The organism is Thermoleptolyngbya sp. PKUAC-SCTB121, from assembly GCF_016919485.1.
Taxonomy (GTDB): Bacteria; Cyanobacteriota; Cyanobacteriia; order Elainellales; family Elainellaceae; genus Thermoleptolyngbya; species Thermoleptolyngbya sichuanensis.
Genome location: NZ_CP070366.1, coordinates 248729 through 262102 on the forward strand (window position 1 = coordinate 248729; position 13374 = coordinate 262102).

A 13374-nucleotide genomic window follows, 5' to 3' on the forward strand; every position below is an offset into this window, starting at 1 on the left:
ACTGGTTTTCACCCCCAAAATAGCCCGATAAACCGCACCTTTAAGCGCTTTCAAAACCCTGGGCAATCCGCGATGATGAATAACGTAAGGTCGTGGTCAAGCGAATCGAGTCACTGAAATGAAGAAATTTTTTGCTCAGCCGTTTTATGGGTTGCTTCGCAAGCTGGTTGCCAACCCCAAGTACCGCTGGTGGATCGTCGGCGCATCGCTGATTTATCTCATCAGCCCCTTCGACTTTTCCCCAGATATGATCCCGTTCTTGGGACAAATTGATGACGCGCTGCTCATCACGCTAGTTGCAACAGAACTGTCTCAGGCAGTGCTGCAATACAAAGCCAAAAGACAGCAAGAGCCGACCGAAGCGGAAGCGTAATCTAGCTCTGAGATCAGGAATTGGGCAGTTTTTCTCTCCCAATTCCTGAGGCTGAATGGATCGATGAATGTTTCGCTTATTCCGCTGTTCACTGAGTCCTATTCACTGAGTTATTGTACTGAGTCCTCACACCCGAAAGCGCCCAGTTGATGGCGCTTTTTTATTAGAACAAGCCTTTCCAAAAACGCACTGACCCGAAAAGCTTTAATGCGTTACGCTGGCGCTAGTACATCCTACAAATACTTGCTAGGACTTACGCAGTTGGACGATTTTTCGCGGACGCAGCCCGCGAAAAATCGTCCAAAACCCAAAGAGCCTATCGCAAGTGCGTAAGTCCTGACTTGCAAAGAATTAGGATCATTTACTTAGTGAACCAGGTCATTCCGAAATGCATGGACAACCATTTGCACGCGATCATTCACGCCAAACTTGTTAAAGATATTGCGAACGTGAACCTTTACAGTGTTTTGGCTGAGGTGTAGTCGTTTTGCAATTTCAGATGTGCGGCATCCATCGACGATAAGCTGTAGCACCTCTTGCTCACGCACCGAAAGGACGCTAGATGCTCGGCGACGGGCCTGCTTGACCGGGAGAAACGCGAGTTTTAGGTTAGGCGTTGCAAGTGGGGACGGACTGATGGGTTGCATAGAAGAACACCTGCTCTTGGAGAAATTTTGTAGCCAATCTTTTGGACAAGGCTGACCGAAAGCAAAACCAGAATTGGGCGAGCCAGCACGGCGTTACCTTAGGAGCGCACGGGCTTTGGAAAGGGCATCAGCGGGTCGCGGTTAAGCGTGAACGAAAATTGACGAAGCGATTTTTTGTATATCGAACGGTCGTTATTTCTAGCATCGACAATCGAACGATTGACATGCAAATCGAGACGCACAAACAAACTCCTCTGCAAGTTCTCTACAAGTTAGAGAGTGTCAGCAAGTCATGCAAACCTCTCTAGACAGCCGTTACTGCGTACACCCATCTCGATTGTTTGCATAAGGCCCCGAAAGATCCCCCCAGGTTCTCCTTACCAAGGGGGACTTCCGATGGTAAGAGGGACTTCCGATCCCGTTCTCCCCGCTTTGGGTCACTCTGGGTTCGGCTCCGGTTCCCCCTTACTTAAGGGAGGTTAAGGGGGGAGCAAAGCATCGCCGCTCAAGCATAGAAGACTGTGTGTACACAGTAGCTAGACGGTGGGGAAAGGGGGGTGGCCAAGATTTCCAGGAGGCGAATCAGTGTTGATAGAAGTACGGACTGAACACGACTCTCGAACAAGTATCAGACTCTTGAGGCGCGGGCATTAACCCGGTTCCTTAACCAACTTCTTGAAAGCTTGTACTTAAAAGCTCGGGCACCTCGAAAAATTCAGATCCTCTTGAGAATGGCTACGAGAAAAGGAGGGTTTCAGACTCCTAAAATTCTCAATAAGGCAACTAATCGAGGTGTCCGTTCGCACTTAAAAGCTCGTTAACTTGAAGGTTGATTGACCCGTCGCAGTCCAGTTAGGCAAAACCCAGGCCGGAGCGATCGCCAGGACAATTTATATCGAACAGGAGTTATAAAACAATATAGGCGCATTGTTTCAATTTGTCACTCCCTTTTTGAAAAAATTCAGACAAACCACAGGCGGCCATGTTTAGCCCCAAACTCCACCACCGCAGAAGGTTTCAAGGACGCTTGAGGGTGGCTTAGTTGCGCTCCTCCTGGCCCACCAGCGCGGCTGTGTCCAGTTCTTTGCTCAGCTTTTTTTCTAGGGTTTGCTTAAGGGCTTGGTCAGGGATTTCAACGGGGGGTTCAACAGGAGGTTCAACGGAGGGTTCAGTGGGGGCGGCTTGCTTGGACGCGAGATAGGCTTGCAGCATTTCACCGAGCAGCGCGGCCTGGCGCGGGATCGACGTGCGATCGCCCACATACAATCGCCGCAGCAGCAGTCCATCTACAAAATTGCCCAAAAAGCGCACCAGTTCAATGTCATCAATGCCGAGACAGTGCATCATGCCCTGCTCTGTACCCTCCACCGAGCCTTGCAGCGTTTCGTTGCAGTTCACCTCTTCCAGGCTGAGTTGGCGGGCAAAGTCCAGCATCATCAGCGTCTGGTGCTGAAAGTATTCCTCCCGCTCCGCCAATAGCTCAAACCCCACCCTGAGACGCTCTGAAACGCTCTCCAGGTGGGCAGTGCGGGACATAAACTCGAAGGAGTCCTGTTCGCAAACAAAACCCACAAGCTGCTCGAACAGGCTTTCCTTGCTGGGAAAGTAGTGATAGAGCGTGCCCGTAGAAACCCCGACACGCTGAGCGATTTGTCGCATGGTGACTGCGTTGTAGCCCTTCTCAGCAATCACCTCAAAGCATTTGCTCAGCAGCTCTTTGCGATATTCTTCGTGGTCAACAATCTTTGGCATTGACTAAAGTGGGGGATTCAAAACCAGTCTTTTGTATATCAAGCGTTCGATATATTTATCGTAGTCCCTTGAATGGCTCGGTTTGTTTCCTTCAGGCCATCAACGGCCTCGGATGCTTACGGAAGAAAAGCCGGGCGATCGCAACTCGACGCGGCTTCCATAAAAGACTCATGTGATAAGCCTAGCGCGATTAGCCAGAAGCACAAAGCAGGAAACCAGGACAAAGATTCGGAATAAACAACGATTGACATCGATTATGACTCTATCCTGCTGCTCAGAAACTGGCTTAAGCTAGCTTAAATAAAAGCATCGAGCAGATTTGGCTATGTCTATGACGATTTCTGCCCGATGCTCTGAATTTTTGTGGGACTTACGCTGGGTTTAGTTGGGGAGGCGATCGCACCTTTCTCGATCATGCTCACAGATAAACGCTCGATACGCCTCCCGCTCGGTGCTAAACGAGCGAGTTTCCCCTCGACGGGTGCAGTCTGCCTGTTCCCAATAGCGCAGATAATATTGCCTGCTTGATGCCTGGAAGATAGCGTAGTTCCAGCGGCTGCTGGCGGAACCCGTGGAGACGCGACGTTCGCCGCTGCGGGGGTTCATCAGGTCTGCACAGTCGTTCCCGCCGCTTCTGTTGGCGCTGCTGCGGGCGGTGCTGGAGGCTGTTGTGCTGCGTCCTGTGGGGGCGGCGCTCGTCTGGGGGTGGGATGGGCTGGACTGGCGGAATCCGGCGGTGGCGCGATCCCAGTCGAGCGGCTGGGCACGGGCGACCTGCTGAGCGGCAGCGGCTTGCTGGGCCTGGGCGATCGCCCCTGCACATTCTGGCGTATTGCTCAGGTCAAAGCTGCTGCGGAGGGTCTGGTATTCCTGAAGCTGCCGACGATAGCGAACCCATTGCTCTCGCAGGGCGGGCGCGGTGCTGGGCGATCCGATCAGCAAGTTCACCGCGTAAATTGCCTGACTCCAGTCGTTGAGGCACACGGCCTGTTGCAGCATAGCCTGGGCCATCTCTGGACTCACGGACTGGCTGGTGGTTTGGGCGGTGGCAGCCCATTCGCGGGGTGGCGAAACCAGGGCGATCGATGAGGCGGAAAAAACAGTCAGTGCAAACCAGCGGAGCGGTTGATGAAGCTGGGAAAAACGCATAGAACTTTGTGAAAATAGCAACCCTGAAGCAGCAGTTTCAAAACAGCAGGAGTCCTGAAACGATTGCAACAGCTAATCCGAGGCTAGCTGTTGCAGGAAAACAAGTGCCTGACGGAATCTACGGAGAGGATTCCGAGAAAATGCGATTACTCGGTGTTTTTGGGGACTTGCGGCGCAGGATTGCAAAAATCGGGTGGAGTTTTGCCAGGGGCGATCGCTAGATTGAGCTAAGTTTAGTCAAGTTTTTGGCAAATTCTCGGCAGGTTCTCGGCCAGGTTTTGGCAAATTCTTGGCAAGTTCTTGGCAAACTCTCGGCAAATTTTCGGCAAACTCTCGGCAAATTTTCGGCAAATTTTCGGCAATGAACACGCGCCAACCCCATCCAATCTCGGTCGCCGGATCAGTCGCAGGATCGGTTGCCGGAGACGATCTGGACGACTATCAGCGCATTGCAGCGGCGATCGCCTTTTTGCGGGCGCACCGGGTCGAACAGCCCGACCTGGCCGCCGTAGCCCAGCATCTCCACCTCAGCGAATCCCATGTGCAGCGGCTATTTACTCGCTGGGCAGGCATCAGCCCCAAACGCTTTTTGCAATATCTGACGCTGGAATATGCCAAGTCCAAAATTGCGGAAACCGAGAACCTGCTGGACTTGAGCCTGGAAGCGGGGCTGTCGAGTCCGGGGCGGCTGCATGACCTGTTTGTGTCGCTGGAGGCAATGTCACCCGGAGAATATAAGGCCGGCGGCGCAGGACTGGAAATCGTCTACGGTATTCACCCGACGCGGTTTGGACGGGCGCTGGTGGCGATGACCCCACGGGGCCTATGCAATTTACTGTTTTTGGATGGGTTGGACGCTGCCGAGTCCGCTGGGGAAGCGGAACTGCGACGGCTTTGGCCGAATGCCGCACTGCGCTACGACCCCACCGCGACCCAGACCGTGGGCGATCGCCTCTTGAACCCGCTCGACAACCCCAAGCCCATCAGCCTGTGGGTCAAGGGCACCAATTTTCAAATTCAGGTGTGGCGATCGCTGCTCCAGCTTCCCCCCGGCAGCCTGGCCACCTATCGGCAAATCGCCCAGCACCTCGGTCGCCCCACCGCCAGCCGCGCCGTCGGCAACGCCATCGGCAGCAACCCCGTAGCGCTGCTGATTCCCTGCCATCGTGTCATCCGCGAGTCGGGCGAGCTGGGCGGCTATCGTTGGGGGCTGTCGCGCAAGTCGGCCTTGCTGAGTTGGGAAGCCAGCCAAACGGATTCTGAAGCAGGACTGACGCAGCAAGACCCCCAGCCCCCCACCGCTAATCTGCCCTGCTAATCTACACCTGGAATAAAATTGAGGAATTGCGTGGGGGTAAATATCGCTGGCTAAGTATTCTGCAATGCTCATGAAATGCTCATGAAATGCTTGTGCAACGCAGCGGGAGTCCTGCGCTGCAATTCAGGTTTCTAAAGGGGCGATCGCCCTTCTTTTGCCCAAAACGCTCAATAAAATGTCTGACCTCTACAAACTGACCTCTGCAAACTGACCTCTGCAAACTGACCTCTGCAAACTGTCCTCTGCAACATGCCCTCTTCCGACGCTGCCTTCGAGTTCAAGCCCATTGATCTGGCGAAACACCATCAGGTGTGTGTGCAGTTCAGGGCGGATGCGTTTGTGTGCAGCTTTGGGTCGGCGGAGCGGTTTTACGAGCCAAATGGAGCCGGGGCCGTGCAGTATTTGCGGTGGCTGGAGCAGCGGATTGCGGAGTTGCCCGACGGCTGCGTGCATTTGTGGAAAACCGGGCAAATTATTGGGCAAATCGAGCTAGGCTGCTGGAAGCGCGATGCCAGCGTGGGCTATGTGAATTTGTTTTATCTGGCTCCAGAATATCGGGGACAAGGGCTGGGGGCACGGCTGGATGAATACGCGACTCAGTTCTTTGGGCAGCACGGCTATGGCCGGGCCCGCCTCAGCGCCAGTCCGACCAATCTGGCGGCGATCGCCTTCTACCAAAAGCGCGGCTGGGTCGATCTGGGGCAGCGCCGCGACATGCCAGACACCCATTATTTTGAAAAGGTTTACTGAGAAGGGTTACTAAAACGGCGAATAACGGTATTCCGAGACACCTTTTCGTTAGGCTAGAGGGTGCGACTTAATCTCTTCTTAACCCGTCGCAACCAGAGGAACTGCCGTGGCCGTCAAGTCAAACCTGCTGAAACCGAATCGCCTGCCAATGCCGGGGCTGCATCGGCTGCGGGCCTATCGCCGCGACTGGCTGCGGGGCGATGTGCTGGCGGGGGCAACAGTGGCGGCCTACCTGATTCCCCAGTGCATGGCCTATGGCGAACTGGCGGGCGTGGGGCCAGTGGCGGGGCTGTGGGCCATTTTGCCACCCATGCTGATTTACGCCGTTTTGGGGTCGTCGCCCCAGCTTTCCGTCGGGCCGGAATCCACAACCGCCGTAATGACCGCAGCGGCGATCGCCCCTCTATTAGCCAGCTCGCCCCAGAGTTATCCCACCCTGGCGGCACTGCTGGCGCTGCTGGTGGGGCTGGTGTGCATAGCGGGTTCGCTGCTGCGGCTGGGCTTTTTGGCCAACCTGCTCTCCAAGCCGATTTTGATTGGCTACATGGCCGGCGTGGCGCTGATCATGATCGGCGGGCAGTTGGGCAAAATCAGCGGCGTGGCCATCCAGTCGGACAACGTGTTTGGCCAGTTTGGCGAATTTTTCAGCCAGCTTGACCAGATTCATCGACCCACGTTTCTCCTGTCGCTGCTGGTGCTGGCGTTTTTGTTTGGCATCCAGCGGCGGTGGCGCACGGCTCCGGGGCCGCTGCTGGCGGTGCTGCTGGCGACAACGGCGGTGGCGCTGCTGGATCTAGAGCGACAGGGCCTGGCCGTGGTAGGCGAAATTCCCGCCGGATTGCCGCATCTGGCGCTGCCCCTGGCCAGCCTGTCGGAACTGCCTTCGCTGCTGGGGGCGGCGGTGGGCATTGCGGTGGTGGGCTACTCGGACAACGTGCTGACGGCCCGCGCCTTCGCCACGCGCAACGGCTACGAAATTAACGCAAATCAGGAATTGCTGGCGCTGGGCGCGGCCAACCTGGGCACAGGGCTGATGCAGGGCTTCCCCGTCAGCAGCAGCGGCAGCCGCACGGTAATTGGCGATTCCCTGGGCAGCAAGTCGCAGTTGTTTTCGCTGGTGGCCTTCGGAGTCGTTATTGTTGTACTCCTATTTTTGCGGCCGCTGCTGGCGCTGTTTCCCAAGGCGGCGCTGGGGGCAATCGTGATTTATGCCGCCACCAAGCTGATTGAAATTCCCGAACTGAAGCGGCTGAGGCGGTTTCGCCAGAGCGAGTTTTTGCTGGCGATCGCCACTTTATTCGGCGTATTGCTCACGGATATTTTGGTCGGCGTGGCGATCGCCGTCGGGCTATCGGTGATCGACCTGTTTGCCCGCATCACGCGGCCCCACGATGCCGTTTTGGGAACCGTGCCCGATGTGCCTGGCCTGCACGACATCGACGACTGGCCCGGCGCAGTCACGATTCCTGGTCTGGTCATCTATCGCTACGATGCGCCGCTCTGCTTTGCCAACGCCGAAGACTTCAAGCAGCGGGCCCTGGGGGCGATCGCCGCAGAGCGGGTTCCCGTCGAGTGGTTTGTGCTGAACACGGAGGCGATCGCCGAAATCGACATCACCGCCGCCGACATGCTCTCGGAATTTTGCGACGAGCTAGCCAGCCGCCACATCACCTTCGCCTTGGCGCGGGTGAAGCAAGACCTCTACGCCCAACTGCGGCGATCGGGGCTGCTGGAGAAAATCGGAGCCGACCGAATTTACCTGACGCTACACACGGCGATCGCCGGATTTGAGGGCAGAAAGAGCCGCTAATCCGTAGGGTGCTGTTGTTGATATCAAGTTACAGAAATTTGGAGAATTTTTGGGGTTTGATACTTGCGTTCTACGAGAGTTTGGTCTGTCGTATCTGGCACTGGAATTAAATTCTCTCAGTTCCAGTAGAGGTTGTCCGGTTCAGGGTGAAGGCTCTGATTAGCCGTGTAACCAGCACGAACTAACCAGCTAACCTAACTCCTGTCGGGGCAGGAGCCAAGCTTTGATGATTATCATTCGCCTCGCAAGTGCTGACAAGTGGTTGGGAAACCGCCACACCCTGAGCCTTTCCCTCCCATCGGATGCCTTTCCGGTGGGTAACCTGTTTGTTTCCCAAACCCGCTTCCAATCACAAGCGAGGAAAAGCCTATGTCTCCCGAACGCAACGACGGGCTGCACGCGCAGCAACCCGTTTTCGCTGCGGATTTTTCTGCAAGTTCCGCAAGTTCCGCAGCCAACTCCACTGACCGCGCAACCGCCAGCGTTTCTGTAACCCCGCCCATGTCCGAATCCCACGGCGGCGCGGCTCCCCGGTCTTCCCTGGACGAGCGCCCGCAGGTCTGAATCATCGGCACACGCGACCAAGTCATTCACCTGATGAACGAGTTCTACGTGAAAAAGATCGCAAACGATCGGGTAAAGTTCACGCCCATCGTACCCGCGCCCTTTGCCAAAGATAAGTTCATGACGGTGCTGGTGCGCTAGGCAGCAAATTGGGGATGACGGGGGCAGGAGCGTTCGAGCCTGCTCCCTCGCCCTTCTTGGTCAGAGCAATAGAAGCAGTAAGAGCAACAAGAGCAGAACCAGGTCTTGCAGAATTCGTTACCCTTTCGTTGCTCTGTCGCTAACGTATCTTGTTGGACTACCAGCCTCAGTGCGTCGTATTCAGGCTTTGTTCCAGTTTGCGGCTGCCCCAGGACATGGCGTAGCACAGCACCCAGAAAATCAGCCCGATGAATAAATACACCTCGGCATAGCGCCCGATAAACTGCGGGTTTGCCAAAATTGCGCGGCTGATGCCCAATAGCTCAAACAGTCCGATGATCAGCAACAGCGTTGTGTCTTGCAGCAGGCTGATGAATAGACCCACGATCGCCGGAATCGACACCTTCAGCGCCTGCGGCAGGATAATCAGCCCCAGCGTCAGCGGCGTGCTGAGTCCCAGGGCGCGGGAGGCTTCGGTTTGGCCGCGAGGGATGGATTGCAGCCCGCCGCGAATGGTTTCCGCTAGATAGGCCGCCGTGAATAGTGTTAGACCGATAATGGCGCGAATTACCAGATTTAGCCGAATATTGCCCGGAATAAACAGCGGCACCATGACTGATGCAAAAAACAAAATTGACAGCAGCGGCAGCCCGCGCACCACTTCGATGTAGGCCGTAGACAGCCAGCGGATCACGGGTAGCGTGCTTTGACGGCCCAGCGCCAGCAAAATGCCTAGCGGAAACGACAGCAAAATGCTGATGACCGACACAAACACCGTCAGCAGCATCCCGCCCCAATCGTTGATGTTCACCGGGCGCAGCCCAAAGCCGCCTAATAGTAACCACAACGCAATTGGTAGGGCGATCGCCCAGGCCAGCGCCAGCCACTTGCCAAAGCCGGGGGTCTTGCTGCCGATTTGCCAGCCGATCCAGGCGCTCGCGGCCACCAGCAGCACAACGCCCAAAATCAGCAGACGATAGAGGGGCGGCGTGGGAAAAATGACGGCAGTCAGCGCGGCGATCGCCAGCCCAATCAGCACGGGACGGCTAAACAAACGCGGAGCCGCCTTTGCCAAAATGCCCCAGGTCTGCCCCGCCAGCGCCGCCAGTAGCGCCACCAACACCCAGACCCGCCAATACTGACTCGCGGGGAATCGCCCCACAAAGTACAGCGGCAGGTTTGCCGGAATCACCTCCCACTGCGCCAGCGAAAAGGCCCAGCGCACGAAGTTAATCACCGTGCTGCCCAAAAGCCACACCAGCAGAATCGTGAGAATGCTGTTGAACCAGCTATTGAACAGGTTCTTTCGCATCCAGGCGACAGGGCCGACCTGGGCGATGGGTGGGGGGGAAGTAGAGGCGGGGGGGTAGCTGGTGGTCATGGTCTAGAACTTGGGAGTAAGAAAGGGAGTTTTGGCGATCGCCTTCTAAATCAGATATCTAAATCAGATACCAGGGACATCAGGCGCAGCGGCTAGCGTTCCTTAAGCTGGACAGCGCGGTTGAGCAGGTTCATCAGCGTCGTGATCGCTAAGTTGATGATGAGATACACCGCCATCAGGATGAGAATCATCTCAACGGCGCGTCCCGTCTGGTTTTGCGTGGTTTGAAAGGTGGAGAAAAAATCGGGATAGCCGATCGCCAGCGCCAGGGTCGAGTTTTTGGCCAGGTTTTGGTACTGGCTATTGAGGGAGGGGATAATCACCCGCAGGGCCTGGGGCAAGACAACAAGCTGCATCGCCAGCCCAGTATGCAGCCCCAAGGCGCGGGCAGCTTCCCACTGTCCTTTCGACACCGACTGGATGCCCGCTCGAACGATCTCCGCAATGAACGCGCCCGTGTAAAACGACAGCCCAGCCAGCACAGCAGCGTATTCCAGCGAAATTCTCAAGCCGCCGGTAATTCTGTTGTTTTCGCCCAGGGCCGGTGTTTCCCACTCCATGCCAAACAGCAGAACCAGCAGACCGGCGATCGCCAGCCCAATCAAAATCCACTGCTGCGTTTTGCCCGATGCGCCAGCAGTTTCCATCAGCTTGATGCGCCAGCGCCAGATGAAGAAAGCGGCGATCGCCCCCAGCACAACCCCCAGCAGCGCCAGCCAGTCGCCTGCATTGTTTGCGGGCCAAGGAATAAACAGCCCGGCCTTATTAATAAAGCCCTTGCCCAGCAGCGGAGTCGGCGGGTCGTTGAGGCTACGCTGCGGCGCAAGGCTGTAGAACACCACAAAAATCCAGAAAAAAAGCTGGAGTAGCAGCGGCACGTTCCGCACAATTTCCACGTAAAACACGTTGAGCTTACGCAACAGCCAGTTGTCAGAGAAACTGGCGATTCCTGCCAGCACCCCAATCACCGTCGCCAGCACAAAGCCCACCAAAATCAGCCGCAGCGTGTTCAAAAAACCCACCACCAGCGCCCACCAGTAGCGATCGTTGGTCTGGTAAGGCACGATGGTTTCGCCAATGTTGAAGCCGGCCTGGTTTCTTAGGAACCCAAAGTCAAACTGCCGCCCCAACTGCGCTAGGTTGCGGAACATATTGCCAAGCAGGATCGACCCGATTAGCACTACAACACCCAGCACAACCAACTGGATAATGATTCGCCAGACCCGGTCGTCTCGCCAAAAGGGAATCTTTTCGGTGCCGTCAGAAGAGTGCGTCATGCCGACCTGCTCTGTTTCTGGAAACTTGGAGAAAATACGCGAGGAAATGCGCTTGAGAAACTACGTCATCAAATGGACTGACCGGAGCGTCTATCAATTCTTCTAAGTGGCGCTACGAATGAAATTGCCAGCAGCCCCGCAGCCCCTTAGCTGGCAATCCAAAATCGCAAACCCAAAATCGAAAATCAATATCGCCCCTCAGAATTCGCCCTTTGCAGAAAAGATACCAGGAAGGGCAGGCTTTGCAACATAGCCGCCTGCTGTGACGGATTGAATGTTGACGAAACCTGCCCTCCAGCGTGTTTGAAAAACGGCGCAGACTTTAGCGGAATGGCGGAGAGTACATCAGACCGCCATTGGTCCACAGTTCGTTGGGGCCGCGAGAAATGTTTAGCTCAGAGCCGCTGCCCACGTTGCGCTCGTAGATTTCGCCGTAGTTGCCAACCGCCTTGATAACGTGAACCATGAAATCGGCAGGCAGACCCAGCTGGCTACCCAATTCACCCTGTGCCCCCAGGAAGTTTTGAATGTCGGGGTTCGGGTCTTGCTTCATTTGATCGACGTTGGCCTGGGTAATGCCAAACTCCTCTGCCTGAATCAGCCCAAACGTCACCCACTTCACCACGTCATACCAGCGAGAGTCGCCGTTGATGGTCACTGGGCCCAGAGGTTCCTTGGACATCACCACGTCGAGCAGCACGTAGTCGTCAGGGTTGGGCAGGGAGGTGCGCTTGGCGGCAAGCTGAGAACGGTCAGACGTAAAGGCATCGCAGCGACCCTCCGAGAAAGCGGCGATCGCCGCATTAGAGTCCTGGAACTTTACTTCATTAATCGTCACACCTGCTTCTTTGGTGCGGCTGGCCAGGTTTAGCTCGGTCGTCGTTCCCGTTTCCACACACACCGACTTGCCTGCTAGACCGGCCACATCTTGGATGCCGCTGGCCTTACTCACCAATAGCCCTTGACCGTCATAGAAAGTGGTCGGCGCAAACTCCAGACCGTTTCCGCCCGCCGCATCTCGGCTAGCCGTCCAAGTGGTGTTACGAGACAGCATATCCACTTCGCCGTTCTGCACCGCTGGGAAACGAGCCGTAGAATCGAGGTTTCGATATTCAATCTTGCTGTCGATATCTTCCGATGTGCCAAAAACCGCAGCGGCCACGGCGCGGCAGACATCCACATCTAGCCCAGAGTAGTTGCCGCTGGGGTCAACGAAGCTAAATCCAGGAATCGTCCCCTCAACGCCGCAGATCAATTTACCCCGCTCCTTCACCATGTCAAGTCGGCTTCTGCCCGCAGCAGTTGCCGCTGGAGATGCGCCTTCAGCACCGGGCGAGCTTGCAGTATTCGTAGGCGCTGAGGTACAGGCAGAGATTGCGGCTACCGACAGACTGGCTGCCAGCAGCAAAGAACCCCACTTACGCATAGTTGTCTCACTCACTTCAATCAGAACTTCAACAGAACTTTAGGAAAACGTCAGGGTAGCAATCTGCGTGGAAGAAGCACATCCATAGTCAAAACCTGGCATCTGCCAGGACGCAGATCAACGCTCTTCCAACTTACTGCTTTGAACTTTCTTAACAGTCTACTGCTTCCGGAATTCCGTTTGTATACTACTATACGTTTAGTGGGGTTGTCATGGGTTCGTAAAACGGGAGACAACTTGCTGACAGAATCGGGTATTTGGTACCTGAAACTAAGCCCACCTGCGACTGAAAGCTTCAGGCTAGGGCTAACACACTTAACTCAGTCCTACAGAGTCCTACAGAGCGATGTTGGGATGGCTGTAAACTACTTTTCTATAGAGCCTTGGGGCAGAAGAGCCTTGGGGCAGATGGTCTGCATCTGGCAGCGTTTGGTCAGTTTAGGGGCGATTTCGATTAGATCGCTGAGATTAACGACCGAGGTTAACAACCCATGAGCGCGAGATGGGTTAAGCAGTAGGTCGTTAAGCAGTAGGTCAATGACGGGTCGCCTAGCGTCCTTGCGCCATCTCACGAATGAGCGGAATGCGTGTGCGAATGTATTCGCTGAGGAGGTCAGATTCGCTGGGGCTGAGCGATCGCCCCTGATAAAACTGCCCGATTAACCACTTGGTGAGGCTGTGGTCATCCAAGCTAAGCAATACGCTCGACTGCGCTTCGTCTACAACCATCCAGAGATGCCGGAGCATTAGAGGACTCATACCGCCTCCTTAAGGTTTTCTTCATTT

General features: G+C 55.7%; 12 protein-coding genes. 5 read left to right on the forward strand and 7 right to left on the reverse strand.

The window, feature by feature from the left end:
- The first annotated feature begins 118 nt into the window (after positions 1-118).
- A complete protein-coding gene (locus JTM80_RS01040) occupies positions 119-373 on the forward strand; it encodes a YkvA family protein (protein ID WP_172353759.1) in 255 nt (84 codons plus the stop codon).
- Between the two features lie 365 nt (positions 374-738).
- Here JTM80_RS01040 and JTM80_RS01045 read toward each other — a convergent pair whose 3' ends face one another.
- The 3 genes from JTM80_RS01045 to JTM80_RS01055 all read right to left on the reverse strand — a co-directional run bounded on the left by JTM80_RS01045 (position 739) and on the right by JTM80_RS01055 (position 3921).
- Entirely contained in the window at positions 739-1020 is a 282-nt protein-coding gene (locus JTM80_RS01045; protein WP_172353760.1) for a response regulator transcription factor, read from the reverse strand.
- A 1038-nt stretch (positions 1021-2058) separates the two neighbouring features.
- On the reverse strand, positions 2059-2772 hold the full coding sequence (locus tag JTM80_RS01050) for a TetR/AcrR family transcriptional regulator (RefSeq protein ID WP_205370403.1): 714 nt from the start codon (positions 2770-2772) through the stop codon (positions 2059-2061).
- A gap of 381 nt (positions 2773-3153) precedes the next feature.
- Complete coding sequence (locus tag JTM80_RS01055; RefSeq protein WP_172353762.1) at positions 3154-3921, reverse strand: hypothetical protein; 768 nt, start codon at positions 3919-3921, stop codon at positions 3154-3156.
- Between the two features lie 361 nt (positions 3922-4282).
- Here JTM80_RS01055 and JTM80_RS01060 point away from each other — a divergent pair, with 361 nt between their 5' ends.
- The 4 genes from JTM80_RS01060 (at position 4283) to JTM80_RS01075 (ending at position 8363) form a co-directional block, all read left to right on the forward strand.
- A complete protein-coding gene (locus tag JTM80_RS01060) occupies positions 4283-5239 on the forward strand; it encodes a methylated-DNA--[protein]-cysteine S-methyltransferase (protein ID WP_172353763.1) in 957 nt (318 codons plus the stop codon).
- 249 nt (positions 5240-5488) lie between these two features.
- Positions 5489-5989, forward strand: a complete 501-nt coding sequence (locus tag JTM80_RS01065; protein ID WP_172353764.1) for an N-acetyltransferase — start codon at positions 5489-5491, stop codon at positions 5987-5989.
- Between the two features lie 148 nt (positions 5990-6137).
- Positions 6138-7799, forward strand: a complete 1662-nt coding sequence (locus tag JTM80_RS01070) for a SulP family inorganic anion transporter (RefSeq protein ID WP_172358761.1) — start codon at positions 6138-6140, stop codon at positions 7797-7799.
- A 369-nt stretch (positions 7800-8168) separates the two neighbouring features.
- Entirely contained in the window at positions 8169-8363 is a 195-nt protein-coding gene (locus tag JTM80_RS01075; RefSeq protein WP_172353765.1) for a hypothetical protein, read from the forward strand.
- Positions 8364-8670: 307 nt separating this feature from the next.
- Here JTM80_RS01075 and JTM80_RS01080 read toward each other — a convergent pair whose 3' ends face one another.
- The 4 genes from JTM80_RS01080 to JTM80_RS01095 form a co-directional block, all read right to left on the reverse strand.
- Positions 8671-9885, reverse strand: coding sequence for an amino acid ABC transporter permease (locus JTM80_RS01080; RefSeq protein ID WP_172353766.1), 1215 nt, complete (start codon positions 9883-9885; stop codon positions 8671-8673).
- Between the two features lie 92 nt (positions 9886-9977).
- On the reverse strand, positions 9978-11162 hold the full coding sequence (locus tag JTM80_RS01085; RefSeq protein WP_172353767.1) for an amino acid ABC transporter permease: 1185 nt from the start codon (positions 11160-11162) through the stop codon (positions 9978-9980).
- A 322-nt stretch (positions 11163-11484) separates the two neighbouring features.
- Complete coding sequence (locus tag JTM80_RS01090) at positions 11485-12588, reverse strand: amino acid ABC transporter substrate-binding protein (RefSeq protein WP_172353768.1); 1104 nt, start codon at positions 12586-12588, stop codon at positions 11485-11487.
- Positions 12589-13137: 549 nt separating this feature from the next.
- Complete coding sequence (locus JTM80_RS01095; protein WP_172353769.1) at positions 13138-13347, reverse strand: hypothetical protein; 210 nt, start codon at positions 13345-13347, stop codon at positions 13138-13140.
- Positions 13348-13374: the final 27 nt, after the last annotated feature.